General features: G+C 40.7%; 24 protein-coding genes. 19 read left to right on the forward strand and 5 right to left on the reverse strand.

What is annotated here, in order from left to right; genetic code table 11:
- Positions 1-230 precede the first annotated feature (230 nt).
- On the reverse strand, positions 231-905 hold the full coding sequence (locus Q7P97_RS04015; protein ID WP_303966920.1) for an adenine nucleotide alpha hydrolase family protein: 675 nt from the start codon (positions 903-905) through the stop codon (positions 231-233).
- A gap of 287 nt (positions 906-1192) precedes the next feature.
- Here Q7P97_RS04015 and Q7P97_RS04020 point away from each other — a divergent pair, with 287 nt between their 5' ends.
- The 9 genes from Q7P97_RS04020 to Q7P97_RS04060 all read left to right on the forward strand — a co-directional run bounded on the left by Q7P97_RS04020 (position 1193) and on the right by Q7P97_RS04060 (position 8554).
- On the forward strand, positions 1193-3607 hold the full coding sequence (locus Q7P97_RS04020) for a Na+/H+ antiporter subunit A (RefSeq protein WP_303966924.1): 2415 nt from the start codon (positions 1193-1195) through the stop codon (positions 3605-3607).
- On the forward strand, positions 3594-4019 hold the full coding sequence (locus Q7P97_RS04025) for a Na(+)/H(+) antiporter subunit B (RefSeq protein ID WP_303967050.1): 426 nt from the start codon (positions 3594-3596) through the stop codon (positions 4017-4019). Before Q7P97_RS04020 ends, Q7P97_RS04025 begins: the two co-directional genes overlap by 14 nt.
- The gene (locus tag Q7P97_RS04030) at positions 4019-4351 is read left to right on the forward strand and encodes a Na(+)/H(+) antiporter subunit C (RefSeq protein WP_085427382.1); all 333 of its coding nucleotides are present in this window, start codon (positions 4019-4021) and stop codon (positions 4349-4351) included. The genes Q7P97_RS04025 and Q7P97_RS04030 overlap by 1 nt, the downstream gene beginning before the upstream one ends.
- Positions 4344-5828 carry a Na+/H+ antiporter subunit D gene (locus Q7P97_RS04035; RefSeq protein ID WP_303966929.1) on the forward strand — a complete coding sequence of 495 codons (1485 nt, stop codon included), beginning with the start codon at positions 4344-4346 and terminating at the stop codon, positions 5826-5828. Before Q7P97_RS04030 ends, Q7P97_RS04035 begins: the two co-directional genes overlap by 8 nt.
- Before the next feature lie 15 nt (positions 5829-5843).
- On the forward strand, positions 5844-6326 hold the full coding sequence (locus Q7P97_RS04040; RefSeq protein ID WP_303966932.1) for a Na+/H+ antiporter subunit E: 483 nt from the start codon (positions 5844-5846) through the stop codon (positions 6324-6326).
- Positions 6323-6607, forward strand: a complete 285-nt coding sequence (locus Q7P97_RS04045) for a Na(+)/H(+) antiporter subunit F1 (protein ID WP_085427379.1) — start codon at positions 6323-6325, stop codon at positions 6605-6607. The genes Q7P97_RS04040 and Q7P97_RS04045 overlap by 4 nt, the downstream gene beginning before the upstream one ends.
- Positions 6585-6950, forward strand: coding sequence for a monovalent cation/H(+) antiporter subunit G (mnhG, locus tag Q7P97_RS04050; RefSeq protein WP_085427378.1), 366 nt, complete (start codon positions 6585-6587; stop codon positions 6948-6950). Before Q7P97_RS04045 ends, mnhG begins: the two co-directional genes overlap by 23 nt.
- 99 nt (positions 6951-7049) lie before the next feature.
- On the forward strand, positions 7050-7412 hold the full coding sequence (locus Q7P97_RS04055; protein WP_232319613.1) for an ArsR/SmtB family transcription factor: 363 nt from the start codon (positions 7050-7052) through the stop codon (positions 7410-7412).
- A gap of 44 nt (positions 7413-7456) precedes the next feature.
- A complete protein-coding gene (locus Q7P97_RS04060) occupies positions 7457-8554 on the forward strand; it encodes a GNAT family N-acetyltransferase (RefSeq protein ID WP_303966942.1) in 1098 nt (365 codons plus the stop codon).
- 31 nt (positions 8555-8585) lie between these two features.
- Here the strand turns inward: Q7P97_RS04060 and Q7P97_RS04065 are convergent, their stop codons facing one another.
- On the reverse strand, positions 8586-8741 hold the full coding sequence (locus tag Q7P97_RS04065; protein ID WP_143560424.1) for a lmo0937 family membrane protein: 156 nt from the start codon (positions 8739-8741) through the stop codon (positions 8586-8588).
- A gap of 119 nt (positions 8742-8860) precedes the next feature.
- Between Q7P97_RS04065 and mntR the strand changes: the two genes are divergently transcribed.
- From mntR to Q7P97_RS04090, 5 genes are all read left to right on the forward strand, one after another.
- A complete protein-coding gene (mntR, locus tag Q7P97_RS04070; RefSeq protein ID WP_029054749.1) occupies positions 8861-9268 on the forward strand; it encodes a transcriptional regulator MntR in 408 nt (135 codons plus the stop codon).
- Between the two features lie 15 nt (positions 9269-9283).
- Positions 9284-10138, forward strand: a complete 855-nt coding sequence (locus tag Q7P97_RS04075; protein WP_303966955.1) for a CvfB family protein — start codon at positions 9284-9286, stop codon at positions 10136-10138.
- Between the two features lie 63 nt (positions 10139-10201).
- A complete protein-coding gene (locus Q7P97_RS04080; RefSeq protein WP_303966958.1) occupies positions 10202-11089 on the forward strand; it encodes a DUF1002 domain-containing protein in 888 nt (295 codons plus the stop codon).
- Positions 11090-11180: 91 nt separating this feature from the next.
- The gene (locus Q7P97_RS04085) at positions 11181-11462 is read left to right on the forward strand and encodes a GNAT family N-acetyltransferase (RefSeq protein WP_303967052.1); all 282 of its coding nucleotides are present in this window, start codon (positions 11181-11183) and stop codon (positions 11460-11462) included.
- A 114-nt stretch (positions 11463-11576) separates the two neighbouring features.
- The gene (locus Q7P97_RS04090; RefSeq protein ID WP_303966960.1) at positions 11577-12050 is read left to right on the forward strand and encodes a DUF4064 domain-containing protein; all 474 of its coding nucleotides are present in this window, start codon (positions 11577-11579) and stop codon (positions 12048-12050) included.
- A 104-nt stretch (positions 12051-12154) separates the two neighbouring features.
- Here Q7P97_RS04090 and Q7P97_RS04095 read toward each other — a convergent pair whose 3' ends face one another.
- On the reverse strand, positions 12155-12652 hold the full coding sequence (locus tag Q7P97_RS04095) for a GNAT family N-acetyltransferase (protein WP_303966964.1): 498 nt from the start codon (positions 12650-12652) through the stop codon (positions 12155-12157).
- A gap of 269 nt (positions 12653-12921) precedes the next feature.
- Between Q7P97_RS04095 and Q7P97_RS04100 the strand changes: the two genes are divergently transcribed.
- The 4 genes from Q7P97_RS04100 (at position 12922) to Q7P97_RS04115 (ending at position 15423) form a co-directional block, all read left to right on the forward strand.
- Positions 12922-13314: a YbyB family protein gene (locus Q7P97_RS04100; protein ID WP_303966967.1), complete on the forward strand. Its 393-nt coding sequence runs from the start codon at positions 12922-12924 to the stop codon at positions 13312-13314.
- Positions 13315-13489: 175 nt separating this feature from the next.
- Positions 13490-14272, forward strand: coding sequence for a helix-turn-helix domain-containing protein (locus tag Q7P97_RS04105; protein ID WP_303966970.1), 783 nt, complete (start codon positions 13490-13492; stop codon positions 14270-14272).
- Positions 14273-14329: 57 nt separating this feature from the next.
- On the forward strand, positions 14330-15112 hold the full coding sequence (yidC, locus tag Q7P97_RS04110; RefSeq protein ID WP_303966974.1) for a membrane protein insertase YidC: 783 nt from the start codon (positions 14330-14332) through the stop codon (positions 15110-15112).
- Positions 15113-15174: 62 nt separating this feature from the next.
- Positions 15175-15423, forward strand: a complete 249-nt coding sequence (locus Q7P97_RS04115) for a hypothetical protein (protein WP_303966977.1) — start codon at positions 15175-15177, stop codon at positions 15421-15423.
- A gap of 35 nt (positions 15424-15458) precedes the next feature.
- Here Q7P97_RS04115 and Q7P97_RS04120 read toward each other — a convergent pair whose 3' ends face one another.
- On the reverse strand, positions 15459-16619 hold the full coding sequence (locus tag Q7P97_RS04120; protein ID WP_303966979.1) for an MFS transporter: 1161 nt from the start codon (positions 16617-16619) through the stop codon (positions 15459-15461).
- Between the two features lie 171 nt (positions 16620-16790).
- On the opposite strand from Q7P97_RS04120, the gene Q7P97_RS04125 reads away from it, so the two are divergent.
- Complete coding sequence (locus tag Q7P97_RS04125; protein WP_303966982.1) at positions 16791-17720, forward strand: M15 family metallopeptidase; 930 nt, start codon at positions 16791-16793, stop codon at positions 17718-17720.
- A 37-nt stretch (positions 17721-17757) separates the two neighbouring features.
- Here the strand turns inward: Q7P97_RS04125 and cls are convergent, their stop codons facing one another.
- Positions 17758-19209 carry a cardiolipin synthase gene (gene cls / locus Q7P97_RS04130; RefSeq protein ID WP_303966985.1) on the reverse strand — a complete coding sequence of 484 codons (1452 nt, stop codon included), beginning with the start codon at positions 19207-19209 and terminating at the stop codon, positions 17758-17760.
- Positions 19210-19281: the final 72 nt, after the last annotated feature.

Genomic DNA, 19281 nt, shown 5'->3' on the forward strand with positions numbered 1-19281 from the left:
GGGGCGACTCCCGATGGATCAGCCCGATCAGGTGAGACAACCAAAAAGGAGCACAGCGACTTGGTTGGCTCACCGCGGGCCCATGGGAAAGCGTCCCCCAACTGGAGCTTCCATCCCGAACCACTCAAAAATTCACTCACCACTTCCAAGCCCTTGCTCTTGAACTTGAACTTGAACTTAACCTTATACAAAAAGAGAGATGCCCCATTCAAGGGACATCTCAAGTGATATTAATTCTGTATCTTGCACTGGATCTTGCTTGAGTCGATTACCTGGTCATCTTCTATCTGTACCTGGCAGATCTTGTTATTCTGCATGAACTTAAAAAGACCGTTATTGAAATCCGTACCGATCTCCTTAAAGAAAATTCCCTCGTACTGCGCATGTTTCGAAAGCGTGAAGTTTATGCGGAAGTTATCACCATCTGGAACTAGATAGGCACGTACTCCCTTTTCAAACGTCCCTTCCGTCTCACTCTTAATCGCACGATCAACCGACACGACATGAAAATCCACAAATGGAATTTCTCTCAACAGAACATTCATGAATGAACCTTTTGTGATTTCTTCCCAGCGACTTTGTGCAGTCTGTCCGATAATAATCTGTGTAATACCGTACTGGTGAGCCACTTCTTTGATGACCTTTGCAGTAGGGCGCTTCTCATCATCGCGAATAATGAACGCCTCTACATCTAACTCTTCCGCAAGCTCTTTCCATCGGTCTACATACTCCGACTTCTCTACATCGAAATCATCTAGTGGAGCAGGATCGACGGTCAGGATATAGAGCGGACAGTCCATGATTGCAGCAATTTTATATCCTCTGTTAATGAGACGTTCACCATTTGGACCGTAATACACACAAACGAGAATGCTCTCGTCCATACGGCTTTTCATTTTGCCCATAATGACTCTTCACCTCTTCGAATTCTATAAACTACGTGTATTCGGTTCACATATTAGGGGAATGCTTTCCGCTGCAATTCCGCCAGAGAACCTCATCCCAGAGACGGGATTACGAACTTGGCCTTACAGTATGCTGACCGCGCTTCCTATGCGGTTTTTGATAAAGTAGTGTATACTTTTCAGTAGAGAATATATTCTATACTTAGAGTCCCATTATGCATAACGTATAGGGTTCAGTCAAGAGTCCCTCAGTATTATATAAAAAAATATTTTTTGGAGGTGTTAGATTGATAACTGTCTTGCTGGCAATTTTCTTACCATTTATCGCAGCGTGTTTAGTGCCATTTATACATAAGTTCTTGACAGGTCGACGAATTGGTTGGTTCGTGATTACAATTCCGCTCTTCTTATTCATTTTACTACTCCGTTTAGTTCCATCGCTTTCAAATGGAGCTTCTTATTTATATACATTCCCTTGGATACCTTCTGCAGGTGTCCATTTTTCCACTCATTTAGATGGATTGAGTATGATTTTTGCTTTATTGATTACGGGCATTGGAAGTTTAGTTGTGCTGTATTCCATTTATTATCTTTCAGAGCGAGAAGCGATCGGGCGTTTCTATACATATTTACTACTTTTCATGGGCGCTATGTTGGGAGTCGTTTTATCTGATAACTTGATCGTTCTTTACGTATTTTGGGAATTAACGAGTATTTCCTCGTTTCTATTGATTGCATTTTGGTATCACCGAAAACAATCCAGATACGGAGCGAAGAAATCCATGCTCATTACCGTCACGGGCGGTGTTTTCATGTTAGTTGGATTTTTAATGCTCTATACGATCACAGGGACATTTAATTTGCAGGAGTTAATCGCCATGCGGGAAGTGATTGCAGCGGATTCGTTATTCATCCCTGCCATGCTACTTGTTTTGCTTGGTGCGTTCACCAAGTCTGCGCAGTTCCCATTCCATATTTGGTTGCCTGACGCAATGGAAGCACCTACGCCTGTCAGCGCCTATCTACACTCCGCGACGATGGTTAAAGCAGGGATTTATTTAGTGGCACGTTTTACACCGATTTTCGCAGGTGATGCGACATGGTTCTATGTTGTGTCTTGTGTAGGATTATTGACGATGCTATGGGGGTCTGTGAATGCTGTGAAGCAAACGGATCTAAAAGCTCTACTCGCTTTCTCTACAGTGAGTCAGCTCGGAATGATCATGAGTTTGTTAGGCATTGGATCACTGGCATTCGCATCTTCTGAGAGTGCGCAAGTCGCATTGTTTACTGCTGCGACGTTCGCTGCATTATTTCATTTAATTAATCATTCTACCTTTAAGGGCGCTTTATTTATGGTCGTCGGTATTTTAGATCATCAGCTAGGTACGCGTAATATTAAACGGCTTGGTGGATTAGCTACTATTATGCCGATCACGTTTACCATCGCATTGATCGGTAGTTTTTCCATGGCAGGCCTTCCACCATTTAACGGCTTCTTAAGTAAAGAACTCTTTTTTGAAGCCGTGCTGTCATTGAAAGATGCGAATCTGCTGACGATGGATTCGGTGGTGTCATTGTTCCCGATCGTTGCATGGATCGGAAGTATATTCACTTTCATTTATTGCATGATTATTGTATTTCAGACGTTTTTCGGCAAAGTACCGCCACCAGTGTCGGGACAGCGACCTGCACATGAAGCACCGATTCAAATGCTGATTTCACCGATAGTTCTTGGGAGTCTAGTCGTACTGATATTCTTCTTCCCGAATCTGCTCGGTACGTATATTTTAGGGCCCGCAATGAATGCGGTGTATCCAAAATTCGAAGGAATGACCGGTCTAATACCTGAAATTCATGTGTGGCATGGATGGGGTATGCCAATCTTTATGACGATTGGTTTGGTTGTCGCCGGAGTCTTATTGTATCGTTTCTTGCGTTACTGGAAAGGCATCTACAGATTAGGCTTTTTACAATGGACGCTCGACCGCTTTTATAATGCATTTTTAATTCGGACTGAACGAATGGCTTCTGTTGTGACGAAAACCTATATGACTGGATCGGTACGTGACTATGTTGCTTATATCATGTTGATTTTCATTGCCCTTGTCGGAGTAGGGTTAGTAGGTTTTCAACAATTCATTTTCGACTTTACGAATGATGCCCCAATAGAGATCAATGAAGGTATTATTATCTTCGTCATGATGTGTTCAAGTGTGGCGATTTTGTATGCGAAGTCAAGGATTGCTGCTATTGTTCTTAATGGTGTATTGGGCTATTCCATTGCGATTCTATTTGTCGTATTCCGCGCACCAGATTTGGCATTGACGCAAATAGTTGTCGAGACGGTCACGACAGTGTTGTTCTTGCTTTGCTTCTATTACTTACCAGAGTGGAAGCCTGAACATAAATCGATTTCTATGCGAGTGCGTAATGGATTGATCGCGATCGCTTCGGGGACAGCTGTCACAGTGGTTGCACTACTCGTGCAAGGTCATTCCATCTATCCATCTATCTCAATTTATTATGAAACGGCATCACGGATTGCTGGCGGTCTAAATGTGGTCAACACGATACTTGGGGACTTCCGTGCGTTCGATACGATGCTTGAGGTATTGGTATTGTTCATCGGAGGTCTTGGCGTATACTCATTAGTCAAACTGCGTCGCAAGAAGGGAGCGGATCACTCTGAAGAAAAATGATGTGATCTTACAAACAGTCACGAAGATTGTTTTCTTCATCATCTTGACGTTTGGAGTGGAGCTATTTTTAGCGGGACATAATAATCCGGGCGGTGGCTTTATTGGCGGACTTGTGCTCTCTTCGGCGTTTGTATTGTTGTACTTGGTTTATGACATAGAAACCGTTCACCGCGGGACACCGTTTGATTTTAAACGAGTGGCGGCACTTGGTGTGTTGCTGGCGGTAGGGACGGGGATGTTGTCGATAGTGTTCGGTGAGCCTTTCCTGACTCAGACAACGTGGCTAGTGGATTTACCGGTTTTCGGTGAGACGAAACTTGGAACGATGACGATTTTCGAAGCAGGCGTCGCGTTGACTGTGCTCGGTGTCGTCGTGACCATTATTTTAGGAATCAGTGAGGACGTGGAGTAATGGAGACATTAATTACCCTTCTGGTTGGAGTGCTGGTGACTGTAGGCGTCTATTTACTTCTGTCAAAAGAGATGTTGCGAATCATTTTAGGGACCGCAATCCTATCGCATGCCATTAACTTATTATTACTAACGATGGGCGGTTTGAAAAAAGGGGACGTGCCCTTACTGACAGAAAATGCGGCTGAATATACGGATGCCTTACCACAAGCGCTTATTTTAACGGCGATTGTCATCAGCTTTGCGGTGACGGCATTTTTGCTCGTATTATCTTACCGTTTGTATCAGGAGTCTAACCGTGGACCTGGATTGCGAGGACGACAAGATGAATAATTTATTAGTATTGCCTATGATTCTGCCTGTTTTGGTAGGTGTGATTTTAGTGTTCTTACGCCCCTATATCCGTGTGCAACGTGTGCTGAGTATTCTAACGATAATTGCTTCTGCTGGGATAGCTGCGTATTGCTTGCAGCAAATTCATCTGCACGGCATTATGCGACTAGATTTTGGAGGCTGGCTACCACCACATGGTATTTTATTTGTGGGCGATTCATTCGCTATGTTGCTAGTACTTACCACATGCGTTGTTTCGAGTATTATTTTACTGTATTCATTCGCTTCGACAGGAGTAGAGACAGAGACGATGTTTTTCTACCCGTTCTTCCTGTTTTTAATCGCGGGTGTCAACGGTTCATTTTTGACGGGAGATTTATTTAACCTCTTTGTTTGTTTTGAAGTAATGTTACTAGCTTCCTATGTATTGCTGACTCTTGGTGGACGCAAGATGCAATTGAAGGAAGGTATTACTTATGTGTTAATCAATGTATTGGCATCATGGTTTTTCTTGCTGGGTATTGCGTATTTATATGGTGCTCTTGGTACGTTAAACATGGCACATGTCGCAGTACGTGTAGCAGAAACGGGACAAGGACCGCTGCTAACCTTAATTGCGATCATTTTCTTGATTGTCTTTAGTTTAAAAGCGGGTTTATTAATGTATTTCTGGTTGCCTGGTTCCTATTCTGCCCCACCTACAGCGGTTGCCGCTCTGTTCGGTGCATTATTAACGAAGGTCGGAATCTACGCGCTATACCGGATGTTCACGCTAATATTTATACATGATCCATTAATTTATACAATCATTGGTGTACTAGCGGTCGTGACGATGGTAGCGGGCTGTCTCGGAGCTATTGCCTATACAGACGTACGTCAAATCGTTTCATATAACGTGATCATTTCCGTTGGCTTTGTGCTGACAGGTTTGGCGATTGGTACGTATACAGCATTTCAGGGAGCAAGTTATTATTTAGTTCATGACATGGTAAGTAAAGCGTTGCTGTTTTTATTGGCAGGCACAGTCGTGTATTTAACAGGTCGTTCGAAGTTTCAAGAAATCAGTGGATTGATCCGGAACTATCCGCTTGCCGGCTGGTTATTTTTCATGACGATGCTTGCCATTGCAGGCATTCCACCACTAAGCGGTTTTATTGGAAAAGTGTATATAGGCTTGGGTGCAATTGAAAAGGGATCGTATGTACTGTTGGTCGTAGCATTTTTGTCGAGTATTGGTGTGTTATATTCATTGCTGCGTATTTTCCTCAACAGCTTTTGGGGAGAAACGACAATCAGCGAAGATGATCAGAAGCCATTTGAAAAGAGGATGGGGTTACCGCTAGTATTACTTGCGGTACTAGTAGTGGGATTAGGTATCGGTGCAGAATTAATAGCACCTTATATACAAGACGCAGCCAATACGCTGGCCAATCCCGAACAATATATTCGTGCCGTTCTGGGCGACGATTTAAAATAGAAGGGAGAAATGGCCATGCCAATACAGCTTCTGCTGAATTTATTCATTGCGTTTTTATGGATGTTATTAATGGATGAAGACGAGCTGAGATTCAATACGTTTTTCATGGGTTTTTTAGTCGGACTCGGAATCATTTTTGCCATGAGTCGTTTTTTTGGCACCCATTTCTATTTACGCAGAGTATACGCTGCTTGCAAGCTTTTGTTAATCTTTATAAGAGAGCTAACGCAATCAAGTATTGTGGTCATCTCCCAAATCATGAGACCTACATTGCAAATCAAGCCGGGTATCTTTAAGTACGAGACGATCCTGACGAGTGATGTTGAAGTGACCGTACTGTCCATGTTGCTGACTCTGACACCGGGTTCGGTTGTGATGGAAGTATCACCTGAAGGTAACGAATTATATATCCATGCAATGGATGTCGAAGAGTCTCGTGCCGGATTGATTAAACAACTGAAGAATTTCGAGAAAGCGATAATGGAGGTGACACGATGATAGCAGGTATGCTTACTATATCGGTCATACTATTCGCATTGACTATTTTGGTCGCCGTCATCCGGATTATCCTAGGGCCTTCGCTGCCGGATCGCGTCGTAGCACTCGATGTCATTGGAGTGAATTTGATTGCCACCATTGCAGTCGTGTCTGTGATTTTAAATACAAAAGCATTTTTGGAAGCGATTTTGATCCTTGGTATTCTATCCTTTATCGGAACCATTGCATTTTCCAAGTTTATTGAGAGGGGGAAAATCGTTGAACGTAAGCGGGATTGGTGAATTTATAGGGGCTTTATTGATTTTGACAGGTGCTGTTGCCAGTATGTTGAGTGTCTTTGGCTTGATTCGTTTGCCAGATGTTTATACTCGATCACATGCCGCAACGAAAAGTTCAACGTTGGCCGTGTTATTGACATTATCGGGCGCGTTTATCTATTTTCTCTTCTCGGAAAACTTTGTAAGTGTACGTCTTCTTCTAGGTATCGGCTTTGTCTTTTTGACAGCGCCGGTTGCTGGGCATGTAATTATTCGTGCTGCGTATCGATCGAAAGTGAAGCTCGCGGATATTTCTACAGAAGATGAATTATATGAAAAAATTCACGGCGAAAGATCGGATAAATGATTATACTATTGATTCAAATGACTATTTGATCAAATTGATTTTCTGAATAATATTCTATATAATGACCGTAATCTACAGTCTATCGAATGGGGTGAAAAAGTGGTAAATCAAGATGCCTGTGAAGTGACGATTGTGCACGAGGATGTAGTTCGTAAAATCCGTAAAGAACTTCCGGATGTAACTGAAATGGTACAAATATTCAAAGCACTGGCTGATGAAACACGTTTGCGTATTGCTTATTCACTGACTTTGGAATCAGAAATGTGTGTCTGTGACGTAGCGGCAGTCATTCAATCTTCATCCGCTACCGCTTCCCATCATTTACGTTATTTACGGGATCATTCATTGGCCAAATCAGAAAGACGTGGAAAAATGGTATACTATTCTTTAGCAGATGAACATGTTGCAGACCTGGTGAAGATTGCTTACGAACACGCAATTGAAGCCCAGCAAACGATGTAACGTCACGTGTGGCGCTTGCATACAGGCATGATGGAGGAGTTTTAATGCGTTTACAAGAATGGACGATAGAAGAACAAGATTTACTAATTCAGTTTATGACGACAAACTCATGGCCTTACCATGATATTAGTCAGCCTGGTCGCGAGTTACTTGAGAAGTCGATCGAAGAGGGTGGCTATGCATCTGATGACGTAAAAACGTTCTGGATTGAAAATAATGAAAATGAAAAAGTAGGAATCGTGAAAGTCTATGACTTACAAGAAGACGTCCCCTTATTCGACCTTCGGATTGCTGATCACTTCAGAGGCTATGGATATGGTTCCCGTGCATTAAAAAAACTCACTCAGTATGTATTTGAGTTACCTGAGCACAAGATTCGTATTGAAGGGCATACACGCCACGACAATGCTGCAATGCGCAAAGCATTTGAACGCGCAGGCTTTGTGAAGGAAGCGCACTTGCGTCAAGCATGGTTCTTACCTAAAGAAAACACCTATTATGATGCGGTGACCTATGGTATGACAAGAGAAGATTACGAGGCGGGTACGACAACTCCTGTACGTTGGGAAGACAGGGAGCGTTTCGAAAAGAGTATACCCGGCTTTAGGGATCAGATGCAATCTGAAAGGTTATATATACGTGCGCCTGAATTAAACGACGCAATGGATGTTTGGGGTGCTGTTTCGCATTCAATGCCTGCGTTACGAAAGTGGACTGTATGGGCACAAAAAGAAATGACAATCGAGTCGACAGAGGAATATGTTCGTCAGTCTGTTTCAGAATTTATTGGAAGAAAGTCTTTAAGCTTTCACTTATTCTTAAAAGAAACAGGTGAGTTTATTGGCTGTGCAGGATTCCATAGAATCGACTGGGGTATTCGGAAATTTGAAGTGGAGTATTGGTTGGACACAAAGTTTGAAGGTCGAGGATATATGACGGAAGCACTCAAAGAACTTATAGGATTTGCGTTTGCTGATTTATCGGCCGCACGTGTGGAATTCTTCTGTGATGAGAATCACAGTAAAGGTCGCGCAGTAGCAAAAAGAGCTGGCTTTGAACTAGAAGGTATTTTACGTAAAAATGCTCCTTCTGCGAATGGGCAAAGCTTACGCAACACATGTGTGTACGCAAGAATTACCTGATCACATAAGGAGCACTATACGATAGTTTTCACTATATCGAACGTCTTCCAGTTATTAATTGAATAACAAAGATAATGCCGGCAATTACTAAAAGTGTGTGGATTAACCCACCGCCAATATTCGCTACTAAACCAATTACCCATAATGCTATTAGTACTACAATAACAAGCCATAATATACGACCCATAGTGAATCAACTCCTTTTCATTGTTATTTGCTATATAAGTATTTTACCCACGCTTTCTAATCTTAAACTTTTAAGATAATAATTCGTAGATGTCGACGGTCAAATGAGGAGGCGATAATTTGGCTACACCCAGTATGGAAGATTATATTGAACAAATCTATTTGCAGTTAGAAGCAAGGGGAGAAGCACGTGTGTCCGATGTGGCAGAGGCACTCTCTGTTCTTCCGTCATCCGTAACGAAAATGGCTCAGCGCCTTGATCGCGAAGGTTATGTGCACTATGAGCGCTACAGGGGTTTGGCGTTAACTGATCGCGGTTTACGCTTTGGTAAAAAACTTGTACATCGCCATGAATTACTAGAACAATTTTTGCGTATTATTGGTGTGGAAGAAGAAAATATCTACGGAGATGTAGAAGGGATTGAACATCACCTAAGCTGGAATGCGATGGATCGCATTACTGATTTGGTGGAGACACTTGAGTCTGATCCTGAATTCGTGAAAAAATTAAAAAGTAAAGCACTCTAGAGAGGACTATCCTATATGACATTATTACAACCAGGTACACTTGCAACACTTGAAATCCTTCGCAAAGAGGGTTCGCGCTTTGTATTGGACGCTGCTGGAGAAGAAATTTATATGAATGAATCTGAAGCGCCCGATGCACAAGAACGATCAACCATTGAAGTTTTTCTTTATATCAATAGAAGAGGCGAACTGACTGGCACTGCACAAATACCAACAGTTACGATGAATTCATTCGGATGGGCGAAAGTTATTCGTTTGGAAAGAAGTGAAGGGGTTTATGTAGATATTGGTGCATCATTTGAAGTACTGATCAATCGGGCCGACTTCCCGCAGATTAAAGAATTATGGCCACAGCCGGGCGACGAATTGTATATGACACTTCGCACAGATCCTGGCGGTAATTTATTCGGACGTCTAGTTACGGAAGAAAGAATTCAGGAGCACTATACTATGGCAGAATCAGACATGTACAATCAGAACGTTAAAGCAAGAGCATACCGCTTGTTGCCAATCGGCACATTTTTGTTGACGGAAGATATACAACGTATTTTCGTTCACGAGACAGAGCGTAAAGAAGAACCTAGATTAGGTGAAGAAGTAGATGTTCGTATTATCGATGTTCATGAGGATGGAACGATGAATGGTTCATTGTTGCCGAGAAAACAAGATCGCTTGCAGACAGATGGAGAACAAATACTAGCGTACTTACAACAGTCAGGTGGTAAAATGCCATTTACCGATAAATCTACTCCTGAAGAAATCGAAGAGATGTTCCAGATGAGTAAAGGTGCTTTCAAACGAGCATTAGGCACGTTAATGAGAGAGCGAAGAATTACACAACAAGACGGCTGGACGACTTTAATAGTGTAACAAACGCAACTTTTCTATGAACCTCAACGTATCTATACATATAGAACAAGGAGGAGTGACTGTATGAAAAGAGGATTAGCCTCTCTATTGGCTTTCATGATGATGGTTGCAATCATAACGCCATCCGCTGTTTCAGCGGATGAAGTCATTAATGAAAAACTTGGAGTTCCAATTATAGTGTATGGCGCTAATTTATCGGATGATGAAAAAGCGAGTGTGAAAGAAAGTCTAAAAGTGTCTGAGGAAGCTGAAGTGGAAGAGCTGTCAGTGGACGGCAATGATTTAATTAAATACATTCCTGGCGGTGACCGCAATGCGCGTATGTATTCGTCTGCGAAAATTACTAGACAAGAAGAAGGTGAAGGTCTTGTCATCAATATTGTAACACCAGACAATATTACACAAGTAACAGCGGATATGTATGCAACGGCAATGTTAACAGCAGGTATAGAAGATGCGGTCGTAGAAGTGGCGGCTCCTAAAAAAGTAACAGGCCACTCAGCTCTCGTTGGAATCTACAAAGCGTATGAAGTATCTGGAGAGGTTCTGGATACGGAGCGTACAGATGTAGCAAATGATGAATTGAGTTTGGCGACAAAGCTTTCAGAAAAAGCAGGTGTCGATCAAGACGAAGTAGCTAAGTTGTTGACGGAAATCAAAAAGCAGATTTCAGAACAGAAGCCTGCGACCAAAGAAGACGTAGAACGGATTGTCCAAGACCAATTGAAGAAATTTAATATCGAATTGAATGATGCAGATCGCCAATTGTTAATCGATTTAATGGATCGAATTTCGAAACTAGACATCGACTTCACGAAGCTGAATGAACAACTGTCCGATATGGCATTGAAAATCAAAGATAAATTAGGCGATATCGATCCGAGCTTCTGGGAGAAGGTAAAAGAATTTTTCAGAAACATGGCGGATTCGCTCAAATCTTTGTTTAGTTAAGATGTCATTGTGGTACGTTATAGGGTAGAAGTATAACTACAAAGGAGAGATCTGCATGAGTGAAAACAAAAACAATGAACAGCGTGAAGGTATGGATTTTGAGCTTGCGGAGTTAGGCGGCAATAAATATGCGTATCAGTATAAAGTAGCGGGCGAAGTAAAAGCCGAAATCGAATGGACTGAAGAGAATGGTGTCATGACGATGACGCATACGTATACAGACGAATCCTTACGTGGTCAAGGTGTTGCAAAAAAACTACTTGACCAAGCAGCTGATAATGCACGTGATAAAGGATTGAAGATGAAAGCGGTCTGCTCATACGTAGTGAATGCATTTGATCGAAGTGATGAATACAACGATGTGAAAGCATAAGTATTGTGATGGAATAGATACGTGATGATTGTTCCATATCACTTTTTGAAACTTTTCTCGTTTGCTTGCGTATAAGTAATAGAGAAACAAATTAGCAGAAGAGGGTGATGTGGAATGATTAATCGTACAGCAGAGCGCATACTCGGTATCATATCATTGATATTATTAACATTAAGTGTTGTAGGTACTGCGCTAATTGCATTCTTTTGGAATATGGCGAGCACAGATCCGACATTCATGGAAGAGTTTCGTATGGAAATAGTGAATGAAGGAGTATTAAACACAGACGAAGTGGATATGTTCATGTCGTTCATGGGCTCTTTTTCCACCGTCATTTGGGTTTTAGTAGTTGTAGCGTTTATAGGGTTAGTATTGAACATTATCGGATTGGTGAAAGTTTGGAATAATAAAAGTCCGAAAACAGCGGGGATATTATTCATCATTGCAGGTTTACTAGGTGGAATTCTATCTTTACCATCTATCCTACTCTACATTGCGGCCATTCTTTGCTTCACAAAGAAACCCCCGATGGCACCAGGACCTTCATCTGACGAATATGTCTCAACACAGTCCAATTGGATGAGCTAATATTTATAAACAAAAGACCCTTTTCTTATTGAAAAGGGTCTTTGCTATATCTTTTAAATGCCTTCTCTCTCAACATGTGACGAAAATACTTTCAGCACATTATTTTAAGTATGTGCAGGTTGCGTAATAGGCAATGAATAGTGAAGAGTATTTACAGAAATACCTTCAAACAACTCCGGAAACGACTCGACAAATCTAAATCCCTGTTTAGCATAGAAATCTTGAAGTGCCATATCATTCTGATCTACATACACATCTATATTCACAGCTTCCTGCAACGTACTTAGCGCTTCTTTTAACAACGCTTCCTCATACCCACTATTCAAATACTCTGGAAGCAAATGAAGTGCTGTCAGTTCACTTTCACCGTCTATATCAATCGGAGTATAGCTTAAATATCCGATGGATTTGCCTTGATCATCTATCGCAAGCAATACCATCGTTTTTTCTAATTGCTTCTTCAGCATTAAGTCGGAATAGGTTCGTTCAATAAATACCTCGATCACTTCTTCAGGTATATGTTCTTGAAATGTATGTTGCCAAGACGTAAGAGCAATCTGTTGAACATCTTGAATATCTTCTACTGTCATTTTACGAATCATAGTGATCTCACCTCTAGTTCTCTTTCTACATAGTATAACAAATTACGCTTTACAAAACTACTATGCTATAAAAGTGAAAATTACTCTGTAGACGTAGAAAAGACCAACTAGACTTCAAGTATTGAATTGACATAGAAAAGACATATACAACGTAGATCTACCATAACTAAATAACTAACCATATTGAAGACGTTTGAAAGTAAGTTCATGGGGTATATTAAGCAATAAGTAGAAAATCACTAAAAGTATAACGACGGAGGATGGTAAATATGGCTAAAAAATCAAATGGATTATTATTCGCAACACTTGCAGCTGGTGCGTACGCATATTTCAGTAAAAAAGAAAATCGTGATAAGGCAATGGAAACGGTAGGTATGCTAAAAGAAAAAGTAGATACTTTCGTTAATAACAATAAACTGGTTGATCAAGCGACTGAAAAAATGGGTTATTCAGACCCAACGGATTTAGGTGACAACAACATGGTCTCCGAGGGAGCACAGACAAGTGTTCATTATTACAACCAAGAAGTACAAGATCCAGATAAAAAAGCATCACAAAAAGATGGTCTTTATAAGAAAAATGAAGATGCTCAAGATAATAATCCCCTATACAATAAAGATGAAACAACTAAAGAAGCAGAAAAAGACAGTAAAACCAATTAAGTTAGATAAGAATAAAATACCAAAAGCGTCCCTTATTAAGGGGCGCTTTAATACATATATAGCGTTAAATGCAGAAGAGGTAGATAATCTTGGAGAATAAGGTAAAATGATATACATATAGTAATGTGCCATGCATAGTTAGATGTATACAGAGAGAATGAGTGAGGTGAGACTCATGACTGGCCAAAAGACAGAACGTTCTAATCTGGAATTGATCAATGCAATTGAAGAAGAGAGGAGCATAAAAAAGGCAAAGTCATTTTTTAATCTGGAAAAAGAACTCCTCACACAAATCTTCAACTTAGAGAAAGACAATGCACGCTCTACTCTTAAGGAAATTCAAGATAATTTATACAAGAATACACCTGGATTTACATTTAAAGTCGTGAAATACTATTTTATTATCATCTCTTCCCTTGTTACTAGACGGTTACAAACGGAGTGTATTTTAACTGAAGAAAATGCTTTTACATTCAGCACAGCTTGTATCGAAATGATTGAAACCAATTTGCATGAAGATAATATGAAGGAAATTGGTGATGAACTAATCGAGTTTTACTGTTACATCTTGAAAGAAAGAGTAAGACCCTCTCTTTTACATGAAACAGTTAATGAAGTGATTCAATATATTAATAAAAATGTTGAAAAGCAATTGATTGTTGAAGATATTGCCAAGCGTTTTAATGTGAGTACTAGTCACCTTTCGCGCATATTCCGAGAATATACTTCTGTTACGCTCGTTGAATACATTACAATACGTAAAATAGAAGAGGTACAATATCATTTGCGATTTTCTGATCAAAAAATCGCGGAAATCGCGGAAAGATTTCATTTTTGTAACCAAAGTTATTTTACACGTGTCTTTAAAAAGTATACGGGATTAACTCCTAGACGCTTTCGTAAGGATCTGGACGGAAATTACTTTCGTTTCACTATAAATAAAGGTGATTCACTGTAAATTTATCGCTGTTTGCTGTATACTTTTCATTAGTTTGAGATAGCGTAGGTGAAATCATTGAAGAAAAGAATAGGGCTTGTAAGTTTATTGGCAATTACTGCTGTGTTTTTGAGCGGTTGTTCTGGTGTGGAAAACAAAACAGGTATTTTTTACAGTACGTTTGTTAGGCCGATGGATTGGTTACTTCATTATCTAGGTGAAGCTTTCAATGGTAATTATGGTTTTGCAATTGTACTGATTACTGTAGCAATTCGTCTAGTTTTGATGCCGTTGATGTTAAAGAACTATAAAGCTCAACAAGAGATGAAAGTAAAGATGGATGGATTAAAGCCAGAAATGGATGACATCCAAAAACGTATGAAAATATCTAAAGAATCCAACGATAAAGAAGAGCAAATGAAGCTCCAGCAGGAAATGATGGGACTGTATTCCAAGCATGGCGTCAATCCATTAAATATGGGTTGTTTACCACTTGTGATTCAAATGCCAATCATTATGGGCTTGTATTTCGCCATTCTTTACGCACCACCTGAAGTGAAAAACCATGAATTCTTATGGTTCAAACTAGGAGAGCCGGATATCATCATGATGTTAGTAGCCGGTGCTGTATACTTTGTGCAGGCGCGTGTGTCATTGTGGACAATGCCTGAACAGCAACAGAAACAAATGAAGTTATTCATTTACATGTCTCCAATTATGATTATGTTCATCTCGTATACGGTGATGGCTGCATTACCACTATATTGGGCAGTCGGGGGATTACTGTTAATTTTCCAAACGTATCTTGGACGTAAATTTTATTTTAAAGAAGTAAAGCCAGCAGTCATTGAAGAAAAGTAAGGTACAGAAGAGCTGGTGTATACCAGCTTTTTTTGTTTCTAACAATAGAGAGGAAGAGTCACATGAAATTGAAATGGATCATGGGCTTGGCCATTACAGCCTCTGCTGCCGCAGCACTGTATTTTATCATCAAGCTGAATTTGGAGTTTGCCATTTTATTCATGTTGATCATGTTTACCTTCACGAATACCGCACGAACCTTTATGTATAGAAATCAAGGTCTGCTGCGCGAAGCGAAATGGATGCTTTGGATGGCGTTGTTTTTCGGGATAGCATCACTTGGTACACTGGCGTATATTTTATTAGTTTGACAAAAGGAAAGGTCGCATATACGCGACCTTTCCTTTTAGTCATTTTTATGAGAAATGCGCTGTTTCGTCCATAAAATTAACATTAAAGCAGCAATGGAACAAGCCGCCATACTAAGAAATGCAAAGCGTGGTGACTGATCGTATAGATAACCTGCGGGAAAAGTCAGAATCGCTACGCTTAGACTCATTGCGACTGCAGCATAGATACCTTGCGCAGAAGCGATTAAATAATTCGGTACGTTTTTCGAGATATATTGAACGAATGCAAAATGTGCCATGCCGAATGATATGGAGTGGAGCATCTGCGTTGCGATAAATACGCTTGCTACAGGAAATAAGAAAATGGAAATCCAACGAATTGTAGAACCTGTCGCGGCTATTAAAAAAATAGTCGATGTCTTGACTCCGACAAGAAGACGGTCGGCCTGTGTGAAAAATATAATTTCAAATAATACAGCAATATTGAGTATAACTCCGATGTAAAATCCGTTGATACCCATATCATCTAAAAATATAAAACCATAGTTGTAATAGGAAGCATGCGCGCCTTGCAGTAAAATCGCAATACATAGCACGATAACGAAAGGTTTATCCGCAAACAGAGCGCGCAATTGGCCTTTTTGTGCAGTCGATTCTGCAACGGGCGATTGTTGCACTACTTCCGGAGCTTGTTGATAGAAAAATAGCAACGCCATACCGAGTCCGATGATCATCATATATAAAATGGCTTGCTCGTTCCAGATAGCTGTTACTGAACCGATTAATAATAGTGCGACAGTGTAGCCGATCGAACCAAATGAACGGCTCTTCCCATAATGAATGCGTTCATGTTGCATCAATAAGGACGCGCCACTCTCTACGCCTGGAAGAATAATAGGGTATACAGCACTGAACAAAACCGTCAAACCAAATAACACCGAAAATGGACTCTCCGGAAGATAAGCTAGCGCGACAATGAACGATAATAGCGTAGTCCAGCGTATAACGCGCAAAAGTGACATATTTCGCATGGCGTACGGAAATAGAAAGAATGTTGAAAAGGACCTAGCGATCATACCGGCCCCCATAATAATGCTAGCCTGCGTCACCGTTAAGCCTTTTGCTGAAGTCAACCAACCTGTCCAATAAGGTAAGAAGATGCCCCATGTAAAGAAAAACACAAAAAAGCTCATCGAGAGCCAACGTTGATTATTCAAATGCAATACCTCACAATAATAGCTGAAAATTAAGTTAGGTAAATATTATCATAGACAGACGAAAAAGAAAAATAATGATACACTAGAATACATGGTTTGAAACAAAGCTTACGCTATATTAAAAAGAGAGTAGATATTTAATAGGCGTTTCAGAAAGAAAGCAGGTATTGTATGAGAAACAATAGAGATGATAAAAAGCGTAAAAGGAAAAATAAATGGATAGATGGAGGTATCGTTTTGATCTTCATGATCCTTGCAGGTAGTGTGATATGGATTGGGACGAATGAATGGAGCATGGAGAAGGCGCTAGACAGTATTCAAAGTGAATCAGAATCATCTACCGACTTTCAAGAAATAGAAAAGTCAGTGGATTCAAGCCAAACGGATCAAACAAAACGTCATGACGAAGAAAAAACCCCTATACCGAGTGAAGAACGACTTCGGGAAGTAGATAAGTCATTACTCGATGAGGCACAAGAAGAATCGCAAGAGGAAATGTCTGTGGAAAAAGCGGCACCTCAAGACACAGTGAAGCCCTCTAACCCAACTAGCTATATCAAAGGACAGAAATTACCTCAAGAACCAATGTTTATACATGGCGTTTTACTTGCCAATAAACAATATCCTCTACCGGAAGATTACGCACCTGGAGAAAGCGAAGAAGCGAGAGAGGCATTCAATGAATTAGCAGCCGCAGCCTTAACGTCTGGTATTAATCTGCAAGCGTTCAGTACCTATCGTTCGTATGACTACCAAGTGACTTTATATAACCGATATGTAGAAAGAGACGGACAGGAAGCAGCCGACCGGTATAGTGCGCGTCCAGGCTATTCAGAGCATCAGACAGGGCTTGCGTTTGATATTGGGGAAGTGAATCATGAAAAACATTGGGCGTCGAATTCTTTTGGAGATACAGAAGCGGCTAAGTGGCTCGCTGCTAACGCTCATCAATATGGATTTATCCTTCGTTATCCTGAAGGAAAAGAAGAAATGACTGGCTACATGCATGAATCTTGGCATTATCGTTATGTTGGAAAAGACATGGCAGAACAAATTTTTAAACGTAACATCACGTTGGAAGAATATTTAAACGTACGATAAAAACAGCCGACAGAAGATATTCTCTGTCGGCCGTTTTTTATAAGATTGGAGATAGTAAGCGGGAAATCGATTCTTTAACTTTGATCAATCGCTCACGCTCCAAATACGCATGTAGTGTTAACTCGGTTGAATTCTGAATATCTTCCTCGAAAATCTCTGCCAACTCATGAGATTTTTCCCGGTCATAAATGAAAGCATTCACTTCGAAGTTCAAGCGGAAACTGCGAACATCAATATTCGCTGTTCCGACAGATGATACTTGATCATCTACTACAATTTGCTTGGCGTGGATAAAGCCGTTTTCATAAATGTATACTCTCGCTCCAGCTTTTAGTAACAGTCCGATATTTGAATAGGTCGCCCAGTAGACAAACATGTGATCCGGCTTATTAGGGATCATGATCCGGACGTCCACACCTGATAAACATGCAATCCGAAGAGCGTCCAGCATACTTGTGTCAGGAATAAAATAAGGCGTCTGAATGTAGATATAGTCTTTCGCCAAGAAGATCATCTTCAAATAGCCATCTTTAATATCTTCCCACTCGGAATCGGGTCCGCTAGATACAATTTGCATCGCGACAGTTCCTTTACGGGGAATGGCAGGGAAGAATCGTTCATCATACTGAATATTTGTTCTTGGTGAGGCCTGATTCCAATCGAGGATAAAGCGCGTCTGTAAGGGATGAACTGCACTTCCCTCAATACGAAGATGTGTATCGCGCCAGTAACCAAACTTTTTGCTGAGTCCTAAATATTCATCGCCGACGTTAAACCCACCGATGTATCCGATTCTTCCATCGATAATAACGATCTTCCGATGATTCCGGTAGTTCAAACGTGGATTGATCAGTGGAAGCAAGGCAGGGAAGAATGCAGCAACTTCACCGCCACTAGTAATTAATTCTTGAAAGTGCCTCACATGCAAACCACGTGAGCCAATATCATCAAACAACATACGTACTTTCACACCAGATTTCGCTTTTCGGATTAGAACCTCTTCAATTCGTTTTCCTATTCCGTCGAGCCGGAAAATATAATACTGAATGTGGATATGATCACGAGCGTGTTCCAAGTCCTCGAGTAGTGCTTCAAACTTCTCTTGACCGTCCGTGAATATCTGCACATCATTATCCTGTGTCAGTACGGAATGATTATTGCGTAAATGCAAATAGATCATATCGCCATATTCTTCTGTATCGGGCTTCAGAAACTCGAATGTCTCATTTTCTATTGCCTCAAGTTGATAACTAATCAGCTTTTCAATACCGATTTTATTCCTGCCTTCCCAGCGGAATAAGTGCTTCTGTCGCAATTGTCGACCGAGTAATAAATAAATTACGAAGCCTAAAATTGGAATAAAGAATAGCACGAGAAGCCATGCCCAAGTACTGGTAGGATCTCGACGCTCTAAAAATATCAAAGCGACCGCTAGAAATATATTAATAACCAACGTACTTGTGATAATCAAACTAATCACTTGCGTCATATGCTTCCTCCCATAGGATATATACTATTCCCCTAGTATAACGGAGTTGCGAATAAATAACCTGTTTACAAA

The sequence above is a fragment of the Sporosarcina ureae genome, assembly GCF_029267015.1.
Lineage (GTDB): Bacteria > Bacillota > Bacilli > Bacillales_A > Planococcaceae > Sporosarcina > Sporosarcina ureae_D.